Source organism: Methylomagnum ishizawai, from assembly GCF_019670005.1.
GTDB lineage: Bacteria > Pseudomonadota > Gammaproteobacteria > Methylococcales > Methylococcaceae > Methylomagnum > Methylomagnum ishizawai.
Genome location: NZ_AP019783.1, coordinates 3,306,300 through 3,325,850 on the forward strand (window position 1 = coordinate 3,306,300; position 19,551 = coordinate 3,325,850).

Genomic DNA, 19,551 nt, shown 5'->3' on the forward strand with positions numbered 1-19,551 from the left:
CTTCAGGCCAGCTTGCCGTGGCATTGCTTGAATTTCATGCCCGAGCCGCAAGGACAAGGATCGTTGCGGCCCACCTTGGCGAACGGACTGGTCGAAGGCACCGCCGGACGCTGCCGTGGCTCGGCGGGAGGAGCCATTCCAGGCTCGGCCTCGGCACCAATTTCCAGGGCGCTGCCCGCCTCGGCGTGCTGGAACTGCATCTCCACGGGGGCGCTGCGCTGTTGCTCCTCCATGACCTTGACCTCCTCCTCGCTGCGCACATGCACCTTGGAGACGATGCCGATCACCTCGTGCTTGATGCCGTCCAGCATGGAGGTGAACATCTCGAAGGCTTCGCGCTTGTATTCCTGCTTGGGGTCTTTCTGGGCGTAGCCGCGCAGGTGGATGCCCTGGCGCAGATGGTCCATGGCGGCGAGATGGTCCTTCCAGGCGCTATCCAAGACCTGCAACATCACGGTCTTCTCGAAATGCCGCATGATCTGCACGCCGACGGACTCGACCTTGGCCTCGTAGAGCGCGTGCAATTCCTCGATGAGCTTTTGCTTGAGGCGGTCTTCGTACAAATGGGTATCCGCGTCCAACCAAGCCTGGACCGGCACCTTGGAACCCAGGTCGCGCTCCAGGGCTTCCTCCAAGCCCTTGACATCCCATTGCTCTTCCAAGGTGTGGGGCGGGATGAATTGCTCGAACAACTGCGCGCCCACGGCTTCGCGGGCTTCGGTGATGGCGGCGGAAATATCCTCGACCTGCATCAGTTCGTCGCGCATGTGGTAGATCACTTTGCGCTGGTCGTTGGCGACGTTGTCGTATTCCAGCAATTGCTTGCGGATATCGAAGTTGCGGGCCTCGACCTTGCGCTGGGCGTTCTCGATGGCGCGGGTGACCCAGGGGTGTTCGATGGCCTCGCCCTGTTGCATCCCGAGCTTCTGCATCAAGGCCGCCACCCGTTCGGAGGCGAAAATCCGCATCAAGGGGTCTTGCAGCGACAGATAGAAGCGCGAGGAACCGGGGTCGCCCTGACGGCCCGAACGTCCACGCAACTGGTTGTCGATGCGGCGCGATTCGTGACGTTCGGAACCGATGACATGCAAGCCGCCGGAAGCCACCACGTCTTCGTGGCGCTGTTTCCATTCGGCCTTGATGCGGGCGACGGCGACCTCGTCGGCGGGATCGATCCCGCGCATGTCCTCCTCCACGCTACCGCCCAGCACGATGTCGGTACCGCGCCCGGCCATATTGGTGGCGATGGTGATGGTGCCGGGCTTGCCGGCCTGGGCCACGATATGGGCTTCCTGCTCGTGGTGCTTGGCGTTCAAGACCTGATGGGCAATGCCCTCGCGGCGCAGCAACTGGGAAATGACCTCGGAATTCTCGATGGAGGTGGTGCCGACCAGGACCGGCTGGCGGCGCTGCACGCAATCGCGGATATCCTCGACGATGGCGTTGTGTTTTTCCTCCACCGTGAGATAGACCAAATCGCCCAAATCCTTGCGCGATACCGGCCGGTTGGCCGGGATGCACACCACTTCCAGGCCGTAGATTTGATGGAATTCGGTGGCTTCGGTGTCGGCGGTGCCGGTCATGCCGGACAGCTTGCCATATAGGCGGAAATAGTTCTGGAAGGTGATCGAGGCCAAGGTTTGGCTTTCGTTCTGGACCTGGACGTTTTCCTTGGCCTCGACGGCTTGGTGCAGACCTTCGGACCAGCGGCGGCCCGGCATGGCGCGGCCCGTGAATTCATCGACGATGATGACCTGGCCCTCGCGCACGATGTAGTCCACGTCGCGCTGGAAAATGGCGTGGGCCTTGAGCGAGGCGTTGATGTAGTGCATCAAGCGGATGTTGACGGCGTCGTACAGGCTCTCGTTGGGCTGGATCAAGCCATGCTGGACCAGGAGCTTCTCGATGTGTTCGTGGCCGGCCTCGGTCAGGTAGACTTGGCGCGATTTCTCGTCCACCGAGTAGTCGCCGGGACCGTGTTCCTTTTCCTGCTTGGTCAGGTGCGGCATGAGGACATTGACCTTTTGGTAAAGGTCGCTGCGGTCCTCGGAAGTGCCGGAGATGATCAGGGGCGTCCGCGCCTCGTCGATGAGGATGGAGTCCACCTCGTCCACGATGGCGAAGAATTTGTCGCGCTGCACCCGCTGTTCCTGGCTGAAGGCCATGTTGTCGCGCAGGTAGTCGAAGCCGAATTCGTTGTTGGTGCCGTAGGTGATATCGGCGGCGTAGGCTTCGCGGCGTTCCTCGTTGGACAGGTTGGTGACGATGGTGCCGACCGTGAGCCCCAGGAACCGATAGATGCGGCCCATCCAATCCGAGTCGCGGCGGGCGAGGTAGTCGTTCACCGTCACCACATGCACGCCTTTGCCAGGAAGGGCGTTGAGATAGGCGGCCAAGGTCGCGACCAGGGTCTTGCCTTCGCCGGTCTTCATCTCGGCGATCTTGCCGTCGTTCAACACCATGCCGCCGATCAACTGCACATCGAAATGACGCATATCGAGGACGCGCCAGGAGGCTTCCCTGACGGTGGCGAAGGCTTCGGGCAACAGGGAATCGAGGGTTTCGCCCCGCGCCAGCCGTTCGCGGAATTCCTGGGTCTTGGCGCTGAGGGCGGCATCGGACAGCTGCTGGAACTCCGGCTCCAGGGCGTTGATCCGTTTGACTATTTTGGTTTTTTTCCTGACGATGCGATCGTTGCGGCTACCAACGATACTTTTGACCAGCTTGCCTAGCATTGCGGGTGGTTCCCAATCCGAACTACAGAATCCGGGGATGATACCGTAAAAGCGTGGCGTTTATAATGATTCGAGTTTCCGCGGAGCTCTCACGGAGAGCCCGCCCCGCGCCGATATCCCCTCTTCCCCCCGGTTCCCACCATGGCCGACCACCCCGAACCCGTCCGTCAACACCTGCGTAGCGAGGGTCTCGCGGCGCTCCGCACCGAATTGGACAAGCAAGCCCGCCTGCTCCAGATCGTGCGCCAATCCCTGCCGGCCCCCCTGCGCGAACATTGCCGCCATTGCCTGCTGGAAGCCGGCGGCAAGCTCCTGCTCTACACCGAATCCGCCGCCTTCGCCTACCAGCTCAGGTTCTACGGTCCCGCCGTCGCCGCCCAGGTCGCCGAAGCCGCCGGCCTCGAAACACCGCCCGAGGTGCGGGTCCGCAACCTGACCCCCAGCGGCGCGGAACAAGCCCCCTATGCCAAGCCACGGGTGTTCCAGCCCCCGCCCGCGAGCGTCGCCGAACTGTTGCGGGAAAACGCCGCCGCCACCCCGCACGAAGACCTGCGGGAAGCCCTGTTGCGCCTGAGCCGGACCGTGGACGAATTCAACCGGCGCGGCCCTTTGGAAGAGCCGGACGGCACGCCCGACACCGGGCCGGGGCGATAGCCCCTCGATAGCCCCTCCGCCACCCGGTCCGGCGGATTCCAAGCGCAAGGCCCGCCATCCCCGGCCCGCAAAAAAGCCGCCATGCCCAGGCATGGCGGCTTTTTCCTGTTCCAGCCTCGCCCGCCGGGGACGGGAATCGCCGATCCCGTCCCGGCGCTATCCGCGCTTAGAAACGGCGTCCGGCACCAAAGCCACCCCGGCCACCGCCGAAGCCGCCGCCGGCGGGACGATCCTCGCGCGGACGGGCTTCGTTGACGGTCAGGTTGCGGCCTTCGACATCCTTGCCGTGCAACGCGGCGATGGCGGCCTGGGCCTCCTGGTCGCTGCCCATCTCGACAAAGCCGAAGCCTTTGGAACGGCCCGTTTCGCGGTCCATGATGACGTTGGCGGATTGCACCACGCCATGCGGGGCGAACATCGCTTCGAGATCGCTGTTGCCGATCCGGTAGCTCAGGTTGCCGACATACAGTTTCTTGCTCATAAAAACTCCAAGGGACAAAAAGACGAATAACGTAAAGGGTTGGGGTGGGATCCGGCGGGTGTCAGCGGCGCTTCCTGCCGCCGCGCCCACCGGGGCGTTCTTCGTTAACACGCAGACTGTTGCCGCGTAGGTTGAATCCGTTCAGGGCGCTGATCGCGGCCCGGGCCTCGTGGCCCTCCATTTCGATAAAGCCGAAGCCGCGGCAACGGCCTGTGAATATGTCGCGCGCCAGGTTCATCGACCGGACCCGTCCGTGTTCGGCGAACAGCGCGGTGAATTCCTGCTCGGTGAGGTCGGGCGGCAGATTGCCCGCGTATATTCTCAGCATAAGATTCCTCGGGTTGTGGCCCGGTGCCTGGCGGCACGACGCCAATCCTGGCGCGGGCGGGCGATAAAGGTGACCACAGGATCGCTTCCGGGGGAGGCATCGCGTGCGGTTTGCGGGAGGAGGCGGGGCTAGCAGAGAGGTGCCGGGAGGCAGTGACTGACGGGAAGTTCCGAATCCTCGGGACGCAGGCCATACCCGCGTCGCCGACAAACTAAGGACAGCATACGCTGTTTCTGGGAAAACGCCTAATCCTAATCGGGATTTCCAGCGTTCAGCGCGACGCGACCAGCCTGGGTCCCACATTCAACAAAGTCACCCGCCCCCCCAAGAGATGCACGCCACCCCGGCGGCGGTTGTCGCCGGTATCGCTGTACTCGAATTCGTAGACGCGCCACCAAGCGATCCAGCCCTCGGCGGTGCGGGTGGGCCGCAAGCGGGCCAGGACCACGGTCTCGTCCAGGAATTGCAAGCCCTCGGCCCGGCAGGCCTCACGCACGGCGGCGAGGGCGGTTTCCCGCGCCTGGGTGTTTTCGTACCACAGCCAGCCGCATCCGGCCACGGCCAGGAAGATCAGTATTTCCACGGTGTTCATATCGGGTTCGCGCACAGGTTCATTGGTGGGTGCCCAGCGTGCCGGCGGTCGCGTCCGGGGTGGGATCCAGGAGCGTCGTCCAAGCTGCCCTCGGCCTGGGCCGGGAACCGGGTCCTGGGCGGGATGGCGGCGCGGGCGGGGTCACGCCCTGGGCGCGGCACCGTTGCCGACCAGGATATCCCGGACATTGGCGGCGATGGTCTGGGCGAGGTCGTCGGTGGGCAAATCGTTGGCGTCGGTGCCGAAGGGATTTTCCACCTCCTCGGCGATGATTTCCAAACTGCCCAGGACGTAGAAGATAAAGGTGGTGAACAGCGCCGTCCAATAGCCGAAGGAATCCACGAACACGAAGGGCATGGACACGATGTAGGCGAACACGAACTTCTTGATGAAGAGGCTATACGAATAAGGGATCGGGGTTTTCTTGATCCGCTCGCAGGCCCCGCAAATCTCGGTGAGCTGGCTCAGGTCGGGGTTCAACATCAGGACGTGTTCGGCGGTCAGGTCGCCGCGCCGGTAAAGGCCGTCGATCTCCGCGAACAAATAGGCGGCGACGGCGTTGGGGGCATGGCGGATCGGGCCTTTGTGGGGTGGGTTGGCGTCGCGCAAATGGTCCTTCAGGGTCGCGGCGTAGGCGCCCAGTTGGGTGGCGAGCGCGGGGCGGACGGGATGGCCCTTGCGCAGATAGGCGTTGAGCTTCAAGGCCAGATTGCGCGAGGTATTGACCAGGGAACCCCAGAGCTTGCGCCCTTCCCACCAGCGCTCGTAGGCGGTGTTGGTGCGGAACACCAGGAGCAGCGAAATCACGAAACCCAGCAGCGAATGCACCGCCGTGGTGGAACTCAGATGTTCCGGCCAGAGTTCCCGGTCCACGAAGGCGATCCCCCCCGAGAACACCCCGACCGTCGCCATGGCCGGCAGCAAGCGCCTGAAGGTGTCGCTCTTGTGGAATTTGAAAATCAGTCCCCACCAGGATTTGGGATCGTAGGTAATCACGCCGGGCTCCCCGTCAATTCGACCAGGGCCGGATTATAAACGGCCCGGCCCGGTTTCACCCCGTCCGCCGCCCCAACCGCCCCACCCCCCAGAACAACAAACCGAGGCCCAACAGCCCCGGCCCGATCTGCCGGGTCAGGAACCATTTCACATTCGGCACCCGCGACACGAAACCCCAGAATTGGTGGCGGGCCGCGGAAAAATCGTTGGGCAGGAAACAGGCCCGGTAGCTGTAAAGGTCGCCGTCGAACACGAAGCACATCGCGCCCTCCTTCATGAAGGCATCGACATAGCCGGGCTTGATCGAATAATCGCCATAGACCGCTTGGAACACATGCATCGCCGCCCGGCGGCGGCCACTCTCGGGACCGGGGTTCCGCTCGAACTCGAAGGTATGGTTCTCGCCGGTCTGCTCGACCGTATAGGGATAGCGCTGGCCTTGGTATTCGTAGACATGGTTTTCCCCGGCCCGGCCAGCGGTGGCGAAGGCCAGGGCCAGGAGGGCGAAGGGTCGGAGTCGGGCCGGTGTGATCTGATGCATAGCTTGAAGCCTCTTGTTGTGGTTTTTTTATCCCAGGGCGGGCCTGGGTTTTATGAGTATAAGCGGGGCAAGGGAGCGGACTACAAAACCCGGCCCGGCGCAGCGCCGGGCCGCCCCGATGAACCGGCACCATGCCGCGCCAACCGCCCCCGGATATGGATTTGGCCCCCAATACCCAGGACCGCCCCATCTTATCCCCTTCCTCCATACGTAATCGCCACTATGGCGGCGGGGTTGGCGTTTTAGTATAAATTCTCCGCATGGTTAGGTTTGGTCGTATATTTTCCGAACCCAAACCAACCATGCCATTCGACATGCCATAAACATCGCAGATAACAAGGAGATACGCCTATGAAAATCCAACATCGCTTGGCGGTGGGACTGGCCGTCCTGGCTTTGTCCATGGGTACGGCCACGGCCAAGCCCTTCGGCCCGACGCCGATAGGCGGGGGCAAACCCTGGCCCAGGGCACCGGAAATCAGCGCCGCCTCGGGACCCGGCGCGGTGGCGCTGATCACCGGGATACTTCTGCTCAGGAGCGAGCGCTCGAAAACCCGGCGCTCCTCCGATCCCCATTGATCCCGGACCCTGGGATAGCGGCCCGGAACCATGGCCGCCATCCCGTTCCCCGGACGCCTCCAAGCACCCACCCACCCGCCACGACCCCGTGTGAACGGCCCTAAGCCAGGGTATCGCACCCGCCAATATCTCCCGCGCACCATGTCAGCAATTATCCGTCCACCCTGGCCATGGGATAGGGGTATCCACTGGCTATTTTTATCCGTCCTCCTCATCGCCGAATTTATCGGCATGAAATCGAATTACACGGTACCCAGCCTGTTTTCCCCGATGCCGCGGTTCGCGGAAGATACCTATGGCTCGGTGGCGCTATTCCACCATACCAGGGAAATTTGGAAACTCGGGCTATGGCTGGGCGGCGGCGGCCTGTTGCTCCTGGTCCCGCGCCACGCCCGCCTGCTCGGGGAATTCCGGCGGCAATCCCGGTGCCATCGTTGGCAAGGCTGGCTATGCGGCCAGTGCCTAGCTTTCGCGGCCTTGGCGGCGACCACCGCCTATTTATTCGCCGAGCCCACCCAAACCGAGCGCCTGGGCCTGGCCGGGGCCGTGGCGTGGACCGCGCTGCTGGGCGCGACCCTGTGGCTCTGGCTGCTCGCGTTGGCACCGGGCCGGTTCTGGGTTTGGCTGGTGCGCCATGAAACCCCGGCTTTGCTGGCGGGCATGGTTTTGGGTTATTGCGCTTCCCGCGTCCTAGAGCAACTGGTATGGCAAGAAGCCCCGCTGGCCCAAAAGGAATTATGGGCTGCCCTATCCGGTTATACCCTGACGCTGGTCCATACCCTATTGGGTTGGATGTACCCGGATAGGATCTATATGCCGGAATCCGCCGTGGTCGGCACGCCTTATTTCGCGGTGGAAATCACCTATGCCTGTTCGGGGATCGAAGGCATCAGCCTGATCGTCGTATTCGTCGCGCTGTATCTCGGCTTATTCCGCAAGGAATTGAGGTTTCCGCAATCGCTCTGGCTATTCCCCTTGGGTATCGGCGCGATCTGGCTGGGGAACGCCCTGCGTATCGCCGCCCTGATTATCCTGGGCAGCGAGATTTCGCCGGAACTGGCCAGCGAGGGTTTCCATGCCCAAGCCGGCTGGATCGTATTGATCCTTATCATCCTGGGTATCTTGTGGATTTCACATCGCTATTTATCCGCCGTGGAATATACCCGGACGGAGGGCGCGGCGGTGCGGTTGGAAACCGGATTATTACTGCCCTTGCTGGCTTTGCTGGCGGCCACGATGATAACTTCGGCCTTTTCCAGCGGCGGCTTCGATAGCCTATACCCGCTGAAAGTGCTGGTCACGCTGGCGGTTCTGTGGCATTGCCGGAGTGCCTACACCCGGCTCGGCTGGCATTGGGATTGGCGGGCTGCGCTGATCGGTGGCGCGGTATTCGCGGTCTGGATGGCCTTGGAACCCGCCACCGGCGCGGACGGGGCAGGGCTGGCCCAGGGTTTGGCCGGGTTATCGGATGGGGCGGCGGCTTTGTGGTTGCTATTCCGGGTGTTGGGTTCGGTGGTCGCCGTGCCCTTGGCGGAGGAATTGGCCTTCCGCGGCTATTTGATCCGCAAGTTGATCGCCCGCGATATCGAAACCGTCCCGCCGGGGCGGTTCGCCTGGGTGTCGTTCCTGGCGAGTTCGGTGCTGTTCGGGCTGCTGCACGAACGCTGGCTGGCCGGGAGCTTGGCCGGGATGGGGTACGCGCTGGCGTTGTACCGGCGCGGGCAGATCGGGGATGCCGTGGTGGCGCATATGACCACCAACGGCTTGATCGCCCTGGCGGTGTTGGCGCAAGGACGCTGGGGTTTGTGGACCTGAGCCGGTGGCCCGGAGCGATAGCGGAATCCGGGGGCGGCCCTTCGACCGGAAGCCCGGATTCCGCCGCGCCGCATCCGGGCCACCTCAGCGGAAAGCGTCCTTGCGCCGCCGCGTTTCGGCGAACACCCGCACCGGCTCCGCGCCGCGCACGCCCAGCGTGGCCTGGATTTCCGGGCTTTCCGGGCGGAGGAAGGGATTGGTCGCCCGCTCCTCCCGCAACAACGAAGGCACGGTCGGCCTGCCGTCGCGCCTAAGTTCCCGCACGCGGGCCATGCGCTCGACCAGGGCTGGATTATCCGGCTCCAGCGTCAGGGCGAAACGGCCATTGGCCTCGGTATATTCGTGGGCGCAATAGACGCGGGTCTCGTCCGGCAAGTCGCGGATGCGGCTCAAAGAGTTCCACATCTGTTCCGCCGTGCCGCCCAGCAAGCGCCCGCAGCCCATCGCGAACAGGGTATCCCCGCAGAACAAGGCCCGGTCGGCCTCGAACCAATAGGCCAGATGGCCCTGCGTGTGGCCCGGCACCGCCATCACCTGGGCGGTGATCGCGCCCAGTTCCACCGTATCGCCCTCCCCTAGCGCCACGTCCAGGCCGGGAATATCGCCCCGGTCGCGGGCCGCGCCATAGACCTGGCAACCGGTCGCTTGTTTCAACGCCAGGTTGCCATCCACATGGTCCCAATGGTGGTGGGTATTGAGGATGTGGCTGAGCTTCCAGCCGGTTCGTGCCAAAGCCGCCAGCACCGGCTCCGCTTCCGCCGGATCGACCACCGCCGTGGCCCCGGTGGCCGGATCGCGCAGCAGGTAGACATAGTTGTCCTGCATCACCAGGACTTGATGGATGTCGAGCATGGTTTACCTCCCGGTCAAATAACGCGCGATATCTTCCTTGGAAAAACCGATCTTCTTCGCCACCCGGTCGGCGTGGCTGACCCTGGAAATGCCCTCGATCAAGCGATAGGTCGGCTGCTCGTTCTTGAATTCCACCTGCCGGGCCAGCCCGACCTTCTTCTCCTGGAAGCGGTCCACCAGTTCGTGGTTGTGGGTGATAAGGAGGGTGCTGTTGCCCTTCTGGCGGAAGCCGTCGAGGATGTTCATGGAGATTTCGATCTTTTCCTCGTGGGTGGTGCCCTCCGAGAGCTCGTCCATCACGATCAGGCTTTGCGGACTGCTGCTGAGGAAGATGTCCTTGGTGCGGCGCAATTCGGTGCCGAAGCGGCCTTCGCCGTCGGCGAGGTGGCTGATTTCCGGCATCTGGTAATAAATGCGGTCGGCGGGCGAGAGTTCGGCCTGTTCGGCGGGGACGTAGCTCCCGATCTGGGCCAGCAATTGGGTTTGGGTCAGGGTTTTGCAGAACGCGGTCTTGCCGCCGCTATTGGGTCCGGTGACGAGGGTCAGGCGTTCTTCGCGCAGGGTGAGGTCGTTGCCCACATAATCGCGGTTGTCCTTGCCGAGGATGGGATTCCGCACATTCTTCACCACCAGGGTGTGGCGGTCGGTGTCGAGGATGGTGGGCAGGGTCATGGGATGCGGAAAGCTTTCCTTGAGGCGGACGAAACTCAGGAGTTCGTCGAGCTTGCCCAGGGAATCCAGGAGGTTCTGGACATCGACGGATTTCTTGAAAATCAGGCGCAAGGGATAGATGCAGCCGTCGCGGTCGAAGCCACCGACCACGGGGATATACAACAGGGACAGCGGGGCGATGAACAGCCAAATGGTGGGGCCGATGGAATCGAACATCTCGAACACGATGGGGATGAGTTCCATCAACACCAGGAACATCACGGCGATGAGGCCGAGCAAAGCGGGCTTGAACAGGCTGGGCTTGAATTTTATCCCCGGCACGAACCAGCCTTTTTCGGCCTTCGTCACCATACCTTTTTCGGTGCGGTAGGCCGGGCCATAAGCGAGGGCGTAGGCGCGGGATTTGGAAAATCCCTTGAGGTCGTCGACCAGGGTGGCGAGGTATTCGCTTTGCGGGGTGGGCAGGCGGTGGGCGGCGTCCACCAGGTTCAGCATGAAGCGGGTGCCCCGGATATAACTGGCGTAGCCGTAGCCTTCGATTTCCAGCTTATGGGCGGGCGAGGACAGCATCCCGACGAAGGTGCCGAACAGGAGGTCGTAGAAGTCTTTTTCGGTGTCCCTGGCTTGCTTGATGAGGTTTTCCAGGCGTTGGCGGATTTCGCCGTTGGTTTCGATCTCGCGCACGGCGTCTTGCTTGGCGCGGATCAGGTTGGCGTCGGCCAGCGGGCGGGTGAGCGAGCGGTAGAGGGTGGCTTGGCCCGCGACGGTGCTGGCGTGGTTGACGCTGTCGAACAGCTTATCGACCTCCATGGATTGGAAGCTGGCGGGGTCGATGACATTTTGGTTGGCCTTGGCCGGTGGCGGGCGGCGGATCGGTGGGGGTTCGACGGCGTCGGATTGCAGCAGGGTGGGATACAGGGCGTTCACGATTTCTTTCATGGGGGCGGGAACCTCGTTTTATTAGTGGCAGCTAACCTAGCACTTCGTTGTCCATGGCTTCAACCGGGTTGGGCCGGGACTTGGGTTGGGGTGGGGATTGGGGGGAATGGTTCCGTGGGTGGGATTGTTTGGGGTGGGTGGTTGGCATAACATGCTGGCTTGGAGGATTATGCGGGGGCGCATGATTCCTGGCTATCCGTTAATAACATCGAGATCACCATGGGTCAGAGATTTAACGAACTATTCGAAAAACATATCCAGTTCATCAATGAACAGAAAATATTTTTTGTCGGAACAGCTACCGCAAATAGCCGTGTGAATATTTCTCCAAAGGGTATGGATTCATTCAGGGTGATTAGCAACTCCCGTGTTGCTTGGCTAAATGTTACCGGCAGCGGCAATGAAACATCCGCCCATGTACAGCAAGACCCACGAATGACTATCATGTTCTGTGCCTTCGAGGGTGAACCTTTAATTCTTCGGCTTTATGGTTCGGCAAAGGTCGTCCACAAGGGCGATCACGAATGGAACGATCTTTTTCCTTTATTCAAACCCTTGCCCGGCGCTCGGCAGATTTTCGACATCGCAATTGATCTCGTGCAAACCTCTTGCGGGATGGCTGTTCCCTATTTTTCATATATGGATGATCGAGAATTGCTTTCCGACTGGGCCACAAAGAAAGATGAAGCAGGTTTGAAGCGGTACTGGGAAGAAAAAAACCAAACGAGTATTGACGGGATTCCTTCGTATATTGTCTCTAAAGGCGGTTAAGCCCGTGCGGTGGAATACGCCGGAGTACCGGCTATTCCGCCTTACATCAAATAGCGCACCAATCGCGACCCGATGCGCCCCCTCCGTTCGGCATATCCTATAAACTATTCCGCCCCACACCAGCGAGGACACAAACCCCATGAACCCCCAACAAACCCACACTGCGCACAGCCTATATAGGCTTTACGAAAGCCTGCCCGAAGAAGTTCAAAAATATTTCCTTGAGGAATTGATTCAAAAAAGAAACGCCGAAATCAAGGCATTGACCGCTGCGAGTCCGCCACAACCTGAAAAGCGTAACCGCGTTATTTTCGGCATCATGGAAGGCGCGCTCGACGTGCCGGATAACTTCGACGACGATTTACCCGATGAGATCACCAATGAATTCTATGCGGACAAGCTATGAACCTGCTGTTAGATACGCATATCCTGCTGTGGCTGTTGGCGAAACCCAAACTTTTACCGACGGCTGCCAAAGCAGCCATTGAACAAGCGGGTCAGGTGTTTTTCAGCCCGGCCAACCTCTGGGAAATCGGCATTAAATCATCGATCTGGCCCGAATATGGAATTCAACGGATCGAAGCGGTTCACCAAGGCGCTTTGCGGTCGAACCTGCAAGAATTACCGATCCGCTCGGCAGATACCATGCTTGCCAGCCAATTACCCTCGATCCACCGCGATCCTTTTGACCGCTTACTGATCGCCCAAGCCCATAATAATGGCATCCACTTGGTAACGGTGGACGAGAAAATCGCACGATATCGAATGCCATATTTACTGCTTGCATAACTGCTCTCATAGGACGGAATAGTGCATCCATCGCGCCCCGATGCGCCTCCGTCCACTCCTATTTTCATATCGTGCGGCAACTACCCGCTTGGCCCGCCGGCAAGAAAACAATCCGGCACCGATTCCACCGCCAGACCCAAAGCACAAATAGCCCGTAGAGTGCGATCAAGAAACTCGCGGAACGGAATAGCGCCGCGTATTCCGCCAGATGCGGCCCCCCACGTATAGAAAACCCCGGACAACAAGGTCTAACTAAAATCGGCCTCGTTCCCGCCTCATTGACTTCTGAACCCAGCGGAAAAAATCATGGAAGACCTATCCCTGGATATGATTGGCTTCGTGGCCGGCCTACTGGCGGAAAACGCCGGGGAATGGGCGCTGCATAAATTCATCCTGCACGGATTGGGCCGGGCACCGGATAGCATTTGGCATTATCACTGGTGCGACCATCACCGCCTCTCGCGCCGCCATGCCATGCTGGACCCCGGCTACCAAACATCGCCGCTGCACTGGAACACCCACGGCAAGGAAGTTTTGCTGCTACTCGCGATAGCCCTGCCGCACCTGCCCCTGCTGGCGGTCGCTCCCGGCTATGTCGCGGGGGTGTATTGCGCGCTGGTCGCCTATTACCTCCGGCACCGGCGGGCGCATCGCGATCCCGAATGGGCCAGGCGGTATCTGCCCTGGCACTGGGAACACCACCTGGGCACCAATCCCGAGGCCAATTTCTGTACCACCTGGCCGGGGTGCGACTGGCTCATGGGCACCTGGAAGCGGACCGGGATCAGTCCTTCGCCGCCGCCGACAGATCATCGATATCCATGAACCGGGTTATCGCGCCGCCCTCCTCCGGCTTTTTTCCAGAGACACCCGCCCCGTATTGGTTGCCCAAATCGCTCAGGCAAGGGACAATCGCCCGCGACGGAATCATCCCACTCGCCACGGAACGGATGCGCCATCCAGCGCGGTACATCACAGTCGCCTTTCACCCTACTCAAATCATCGACGAGGTATGGATCAATGGCAAAAGAATCCCCATCCACTTTCAGAATCGGGCTGGTCATGGCCGGGGCGGTCTCCGCCGGGGCCTACACCGCCGGCGTCGTGGATTTCCTCATGGAAGCCCTGGAAACCTGGGAACGCGAGAAGCGCAAAAATCCGAATAACCCCGCAAACCCGGACGAGTTCGAAGTTCCCAACCACACCGCCCGCATCGATGTCGTGACCGGCGCTTCCGCGGGTTCCATCGCCGGGGCCGTGTTCGCCTCCGCCATCCGCGACCAGAACTATCCCGACCTCCGCCCGGAAGGCCAGCGCCAACCGACCCGGCTCTACCAAGCCTGGGTGCAAAAAGTCGATATCCGCCCCATGCTCGGCCTGGACGACCTGGAGAAGACCGCCGTCCAAGACCCCCGCAATTGGTTCCGGCGCACGGCTTGCTGCCTGTTCGGCCGGTGCGGCGACACCCCGCCGCCCCGGCCCGGCGCGGTGGCCTCGATCCTGAATTCCGACGCCCTCGACGCCATCGCCAACCAGGTCATCAACGTGGCCTGGACCCGCGCCGACTGGCCGGGCTATCTACGCGCCCCCCTGGCCCTGTACTTCACCGTCACCAACCTGCGCGGCGTGCCCTATTCCATCAACTTCACCGGGGAGGAGGGCAGCGTGTTCGGCATGTCCCAGCACGCCGATTACATGAGCTTCCTCGCCAATAGCGACGGACAGGGACACCCCAGAACCTACCTGCCCCTGGGCCGCATCGGCGAACACGACGGCCTCGGCGGCAATTGGGACATGCTCAAGCGCTCGGCCCTCGCCAGCGGCGCGTTCCCGGTCGGCCTCGCGGCGCGGGTGTTGGAACGCACCGGCACCGCCGCCTACGACGAACGCTGCTGGGCCATCCCGAACTCGCCCCGGCCCGGCGAACCCTGTGTCTGCAAGACCCTGGAATCCATCGAGCCATCCTGGCCCCAGTGCGTCGGGCCGAGGGAATCCTATGTCTACGAGTTCGTCAACGTGGACGGCGGGGTCGCCAACAACGAGCCGTTCGAACTGGCGCGGCGCTTCCTCGCCAACGACATGGACGCCCTGGCCTGCGCCCCCGGCGGCACCGCCACCGACAAGCACCTGCCGCGCAGCGCCATCGAGGCCAGCGCCAGCGTGCTGATGGTCGATCCCTTCCCCAACGACCTGACCTACGATTGCGGCTACGCCCCCGACACCGGCCTGATTCCGGTCCTCAAAAGCCTGGTCGGGGCCATGCTCTCCCAACTGCGCTTCAAGACCGAGGATTTGGAACTGGCCAAGCGCGGCGATGTGCATAGCCGCTGGATCATCTCGCCCAAGCGCTCGGGGATGGGCCCTGGGAATCCCGCCATCGCCTCGGCCACCCTGGGGGCGTTCGGCGGTTTCCTGCACTGGCGGTTCCGCGACCACGACTACCAACTGGGCCGCCGCAACTGCCAACGCTTCCTCCAGACCACCTTCCTGCTGCACCGCGACAACCCGGTGTTCGCGGGCCAGTGGCCGGGCGCGGCCATCGCCCAGTTCGGCACGGAGCGGGAATTCGAGGGCGGCACCGCCACCTTCCTGCCCATCATCCCGCTCTACGGCGAATGCGCCCAGCCCGTGCCGGAACCCGCCTGGCCCAAGGACGCCCTGACCGATTTCACCGAACTGCATAAGCTGGTCAAGGCCCGAGCCCAAGCCCTGACCGGGCGCTTGATCGAAACCAACGTCGATAGCTGCCTGGACCGCGGCCTCATGAAACTGGGCCTCGGGATCATCAACCTGCGCCGCCAACTGTCCGGCAAGGACAACATCATCGCGGATGGCATCATCACCGCCATCAAAGAGGACTTGCAGAAGAACAACCTGTTGAGCAAGAACGCCCAGTAAGCCCCGGCGGGTGGGTGCCCCGGCCCCCCCCGCCACGTCCGTGAAATCGACTTCATCCCGCCGTTTGCCTTAGAATTCCCGCCCTTCCCCCCACGCCCACGCGACCAAGACGCGGCGTCGCGGACGGTCCTGCCGCCCGCACGGGTAAACCCATTCCCACCATCATCCGAATAAGCCATGACCGATTCCCCTAGCACACACCTGACCCTGGGCCTGCCCGGCTACACCTACGCCGATTTGTACGATCCCGCCCGTTTGGCGGCCCTGGCGGCGGACTTCGATGCCCAAGTCCAAGCCGATAAACCGGAACTGTTCGCCGAATTCGAGCAATACCGCGCCACCCACGGCGCAGGCATGAAGCCGGAGCAAATCTCCGATTTGTTGGTCCGCATGGCCCCGGAAGTCGGCGGCTTCGTGGCCCGCCTGTTCGGCGTCGAGGCCGAGCGGGCCGCGCAGATCGCCGCCATCCGCGCCGATTTCGACGGCGTGTTCGCCTATAAGAACGACATCGTCGGCAAGGTCGGCAGCCGCTACAAAGGCGTGGACCCCGCGACCTGGGACGCGGCGGAACTGCGCCAGCGGTTCGCCACCCTGCTGGCCGTCGCGGTCGAGGACAGCCAGCTCAAGGCCGACCGCGAAGCCGCCGTCTCCGGCCTGGCCGTGGCCCTGAAACAAGCCGCCAGCGAAGGCGCGGACACCGGACTCGCCGCCACCCTGCGCGGGCGCTTGCTGGCCCACGACAGCGCCCCGGCCCTGTTCGAGAGCCTGTTAAGCCAGGACGACGCCGGACTCGCGGCGGGCCTTTACGACCTCGTGTGCCGCTGGACCTTCGCCGCCACCAAGCTCCCCGAATTCCAGGCCGAGGTTTCCGGCTGGGTCAGCTTCAAAGTTCCGGCCAAGACCGATTTCGCCCACTTGGTCCACCACGCCACCCGCGAGATCGACGGCTATGCCCTCTGGTCCGGCCCCGAGGAACACCACCGCCGCCGCGACGGCTTCGGCCTGACCGATCCGCGCTTCGGCCAGCGCCGGGTATTGTACGAGGTGGACCATTGCATCTACTGCCACGACCGCGACACCGATTCCTGCGCCAAGGGCATGCGCAACAAGAAGGACGGCAGCTACAAGACCAATCCCCTGGGCGTCACCATCACCGGCTGTCCCTTGGAAGAAAAAATCTCCGAGATGCACACGGTCAAGCGCGGGGGCGACAACATCGGCTCCCTGGCCCTCATCACCATCGACAATCCGCTCTGCCCCGGCACCGGCCACCGGATTTGCAACGACTGCATGAAGGGCTGCATCTACCAGAAGACCGAGCCGGTCAACATCCCGCAGATCGAAACCAACGTGCTGACCGACGTGTTGTTCATGCCTTGGGGTTTCGAGATTTATTCCCTGCTGACGCGCTGGAATCCTTTGAACCTCAAGCGTCCGCACGCTTTGGGCTACAACAGTAAGAACGTCCTGGTCGCGGGCATGGGTCCGGCGGGCTATACCCTGTCGCATTACCTCCTGAACGAAGGTTTCGGCGTGGTCGGCATCGATGGCCTCAAGATCGAACCGCTGCCGAAAGCACTGACCGGCGACGCCAGCACCCCGCCGCAGCCGATCCGCGATTTCCGCGACCTCTACGAAGCCCTGGACCAGCGCATCATGCTGGGCTTCGGCGGCGTGGCCGAATATGGCATCACCGTGCGCTGGGACAAGAATTTCCTCAAGGTGATCTATCTCAACCTGCTACGCCGCCACAATTTCCGCATCTATGGCGGCGTGCGCTTCGGCGGCACGCTGACCATCAACGAAGCCTGGGATTTGGGCTTCGACCACATCGCCATCGCCTCCGGCGCGGGCAAGCCCACCGTCATCGACCTCAAGAACAACCTGATCCGCGGCATCCGCAAGGCGTCGGATTTCCTGATGGGCCTGCAATTGACCGGCGCGGCCAAGGAATCCTCGCTCGCCAATATGCAGGTGCGCCTGCCCGCCGGGGTTATCGGCGGCGGCCTGACCGCCATCGACACCTGCACCGAAGCCCTGGCCTATTACCCGGTGCAGGTGGAAAAGGTGCTGCACCGCTATGAAAAGCTGTGCGCCATCCACGGCGAAGCCGCCGTCCGCGCCCGCTACGACGCCGAGGAAACCGCCATCCTCGACGAGTTCCTGAGCCATGGCCGCATCATCCAGGCCGAGCGCCAACGCGCCGAGGCCGCCGGGGAAAAACCCCACTTCCTGCCGTTCCTGGAGGCTTGGGGCGGGGTGACGATGTTCTACCGCAAGGGCATCGAGGATGCCCCGGCCTACCGCCAGAACGCCGAGGAAATCAAGGAAGCCTTGGACGAAGGCATCCGCCTCGCCCCCGGCATGAACCCGCTGGAAGCCCTCGAAGACCCATACGGCCACCTCCGCGCCGTGAAGTTCGAGCGGCTGGAATTGCAAGACGGCAAGTGGCGCAAGGCCCAGGAATTGGAAGTGCCGCTCAGGAGCCTGTTCGTCGCCGCCGGGACCTCGCCCAACACCATCTACGAATCCGAACACCCGGACAGCTTCGAGATGGATAAGAAGTTCTATCAGCGCTACGAGCCGAATTGGGAATCCCTGGGCGCGAAGGACGGTGATTTCGAGTGGGAACCGATGCACGACCAGACGATGCCCAAGCTGGGCAAGCCCGCGCCGTTCACCTCCTATCGCCGCCAAGGCCGCTTCATCACCTTCTACGGCGACAACCATCCGGTCTACGCCGGCAACGTGGTGAAGGCGATGGCCAGCGCCAAGGACGGCTATCCCTATATCGCCAAGCTGTATGACAAGGAATTGGCGGCGCTGGACCCGGCCCGCCAAGCCGACCGCGACCAGGAGCTCAAAGCCTTCCAGCACACCCTGGACGACAAGCTCCTGGCCCACATCGTCGAAATCAACCGGATCACGCCAACCATTATCGAAGTCATCGTGCGGGCGCCCTTGGCCGCCAAGCATTTCTGCCCCGGCCAGTTCTACCGGGTGCAGAACTTCGAGGCTTACGCTCCGGTGGTCGAAGGCACCACGCTCCTGGCCGAAGGTCTGGCCCTGACCGGGGCTTGGGTGGACAAGGAACAAGGCCTGGTCTCGCTGATCGCCCTGGAAATGGGTTCGTCCTCGCGCCTGCTGGCGCAGTGGAAACCGGGCGACCCCGTCATCGTCATGGGCGTGACCGGCGCTCCGACCGAAATCCACGCCGGGCAAACCGTCGCCCTGCTGGGCGGTGGCTTGGGCAACGCGGTGTTGTTCTCCATCGGCAAGGCGCTACGGGCGGCGGGCAGCCAGGTGGTGTATTTCGCGGGCTACCGCAAGCGCGAGGACGTGTTCAAAATCCAGGAGATCGAGGCGGCTTCGGACGTGGTGGTGTGGTCGGTGGACAAGCTCCCCGGTGCCGAGCCGATCCAGCCCTTGCGCCCGCAGGATAAAACCTTCGTCGGCAATATCGTCGAGGCCATGGTGGCCTACGCCGAAGGCCAGCTCGGCCCGACCCCGGTGCATCTGGACGATGTGGACCATCTCATCGTCATCGGCTCAGACCGGATGATGGCGGCGGTGAAAGCGGCCCGCTTCGGCGTCCTCAAGCCCTATCTGAAACCGCACCACAGCGCCATCGGCTCCATCAACTCGCCCATGCAGTGCATGATGAAAGGCGTCTGCGCCCAATGCCTGTGCAAGCATGTCGATCCCGAGTCCGGCAAGGAATACTTCGTGTATTCCTGCTACAACCAGGACCAGGAACTCGACCGGGTGGATTTCCCGAACCTGAACGCCCGTTTGCGGCAAAACTCCGTGCAGGAGAAGTTGTCGGGGTTGTGGTTGGAGTATTTGTTGAAGAAGCAGTAAACCTGGGTTCCAACCGGAATCATAGCCCGCGGGGTGGATAGCCTGCGC

The 19,551-nt window shown here is 62.4% G+C and carries 17 protein-coding genes; 9 read left to right on the top strand and 8 right to left on the bottom strand.

Annotated elements, in window-relative coordinates; genetic code table 11:
• Positions 1–2 precede the first annotated feature (2 nt).
• Positions 3–2,735: a preprotein translocase subunit SecA gene (secA, locus tag K5658_RS15045; RefSeq protein ID WP_221063929.1), complete on the bottom strand. Its 2,733-nt coding sequence runs from the start codon at positions 2,733–2,735 to the stop codon at positions 3–5.
• 141 nt (positions 2,736–2,876) lie between these two features.
• On the opposite strand from secA, the gene K5658_RS15050 reads away from it, so the two are divergent.
• Complete coding sequence (locus tag K5658_RS15050) at positions 2,877–3,389, top strand: DciA family protein (protein ID WP_221063930.1); 513 nt, start codon at positions 2,877–2,879, stop codon at positions 3,387–3,389.
• Positions 3,390–3,555: 166 nt separating this feature from the next.
• Here the strand turns inward: K5658_RS15050 and K5658_RS15055 are convergent, their stop codons facing one another.
• The 5 genes from K5658_RS15055 to K5658_RS15075 all read right to left on the bottom strand — a co-directional run bounded on the left by K5658_RS15055 (position 3,556) and on the right by K5658_RS15075 (position 6,327).
• Positions 3,556–3,870: an RNA recognition motif domain-containing protein gene (locus tag K5658_RS15055; RefSeq protein ID WP_085214388.1), complete on the bottom strand. Its 315-nt coding sequence runs from the start codon at positions 3,868–3,870 to the stop codon at positions 3,556–3,558.
• Between the two features lie 61 nt (positions 3,871–3,931).
• Positions 3,932–4,198, bottom strand: a complete 267-nt coding sequence (locus K5658_RS15060; RefSeq protein ID WP_085214390.1) for an RNA recognition motif domain-containing protein — start codon at positions 4,196–4,198, stop codon at positions 3,932–3,934.
• A gap of 271 nt (positions 4,199–4,469) precedes the next feature.
• Positions 4,470–4,790 (bottom strand): DUF3301 domain-containing protein, encoded by a 321-nt coding sequence (locus K5658_RS15065; RefSeq protein WP_221063931.1) that lies wholly within the window; start codon positions 4,788–4,790, stop codon positions 4,470–4,472.
• A gap of 141 nt (positions 4,791–4,931) precedes the next feature.
• Positions 4,932–5,786, bottom strand: coding sequence for a bestrophin family protein (locus tag K5658_RS15070; protein ID WP_221063932.1), 855 nt, complete (start codon positions 5,784–5,786; stop codon positions 4,932–4,934).
• Between the two features lie 55 nt (positions 5,787–5,841).
• Entirely contained in the window at positions 5,842–6,327 is a 486-nt protein-coding gene (locus K5658_RS15075; RefSeq protein WP_221063933.1) for a hypothetical protein, read from the bottom strand.
• Positions 6,328–6,678: 351 nt separating this feature from the next.
• On the opposite strand from K5658_RS15075, the gene K5658_RS15080 reads away from it, so the two are divergent.
• Together K5658_RS15080 and xrtE are read left to right on the top strand one after the other, a co-directional pair.
• Positions 6,679–6,906: a hypothetical protein gene (locus K5658_RS15080; RefSeq protein ID WP_221063934.1), complete on the top strand. Its 228-nt coding sequence runs from the start codon at positions 6,679–6,681 to the stop codon at positions 6,904–6,906.
• Between the two features lie 231 nt (positions 6,907–7,137).
• Positions 7,138–8,721 (top strand): exosortase E/protease, VPEID-CTERM system, encoded by a 1,584-nt coding sequence (xrtE, locus tag K5658_RS15085; RefSeq protein WP_221063935.1) that lies wholly within the window; start codon positions 7,138–7,140, stop codon positions 8,719–8,721.
• A gap of 84 nt (positions 8,722–8,805) precedes the next feature.
• Here the strand turns inward: xrtE and gloB are convergent, their stop codons facing one another.
• Both gloB and K5658_RS15095 read right to left on the bottom strand, forming a co-directional pair.
• Positions 8,806–9,573, bottom strand: a complete 768-nt coding sequence (gene gloB / locus K5658_RS15090; RefSeq protein ID WP_221063936.1) for a hydroxyacylglutathione hydrolase — start codon at positions 9,571–9,573, stop codon at positions 8,806–8,808.
• A 3-nt stretch (positions 9,574–9,576) separates the two neighbouring features.
• On the bottom strand, positions 9,577–11,184 hold the full coding sequence (locus tag K5658_RS15095; protein ID WP_221063937.1) for a MutS-related protein: 1,608 nt from the start codon (positions 11,182–11,184) through the stop codon (positions 9,577–9,579).
• Between the two features lie 219 nt (positions 11,185–11,403).
• Between K5658_RS15095 and K5658_RS15100 the strand changes: the two genes are divergently transcribed.
• The 6 genes from K5658_RS15100 to K5658_RS15125 all read left to right on the top strand — a co-directional run bounded on the left by K5658_RS15100 (position 11,404) and on the right by K5658_RS15125 (position 19,503).
• Positions 11,404–11,955, top strand: a complete 552-nt coding sequence (locus K5658_RS15100; RefSeq protein WP_221063938.1) for a pyridoxamine 5'-phosphate oxidase family protein — start codon at positions 11,404–11,406, stop codon at positions 11,953–11,955.
• 139 nt (positions 11,956–12,094) lie between these two features.
• Positions 12,095–12,361: a hypothetical protein gene (locus K5658_RS15105; RefSeq protein WP_221063939.1), complete on the top strand. Its 267-nt coding sequence runs from the start codon at positions 12,095–12,097 to the stop codon at positions 12,359–12,361.
• Positions 12,358–12,744 (top strand): type II toxin-antitoxin system VapC family toxin, encoded by a 387-nt coding sequence (locus K5658_RS15110; protein WP_221063940.1) that lies wholly within the window; start codon positions 12,358–12,360, stop codon positions 12,742–12,744. Before K5658_RS15105 ends, K5658_RS15110 begins: the two co-directional genes overlap by 4 nt.
• A 306-nt stretch (positions 12,745–13,050) precedes the next feature.
• A complete protein-coding gene (locus tag K5658_RS15115) occupies positions 13,051–13,569 on the top strand; it encodes a sterol desaturase family protein (protein WP_246628453.1) in 519 nt (172 codons plus the stop codon).
• 195 nt (positions 13,570–13,764) lie between these two features.
• Complete coding sequence (locus K5658_RS15120) at positions 13,765–15,642, top strand: patatin-like phospholipase domain-containing protein (RefSeq protein WP_221063941.1); 1,878 nt, start codon at positions 13,765–13,767, stop codon at positions 15,640–15,642.
• 177 nt (positions 15,643–15,819) lie between these two features.
• Positions 15,820–19,503 carry a pyridine nucleotide-disulfide oxidoreductase gene (locus tag K5658_RS15125; RefSeq protein WP_221063942.1) on the top strand — a complete coding sequence of 1,228 codons (3,684 nt, stop codon included), beginning with the start codon at positions 15,820–15,822 and terminating at the stop codon, positions 19,501–19,503.
• The last annotated feature ends 48 nt before the right edge of the window (positions 19,504–19,551 follow it).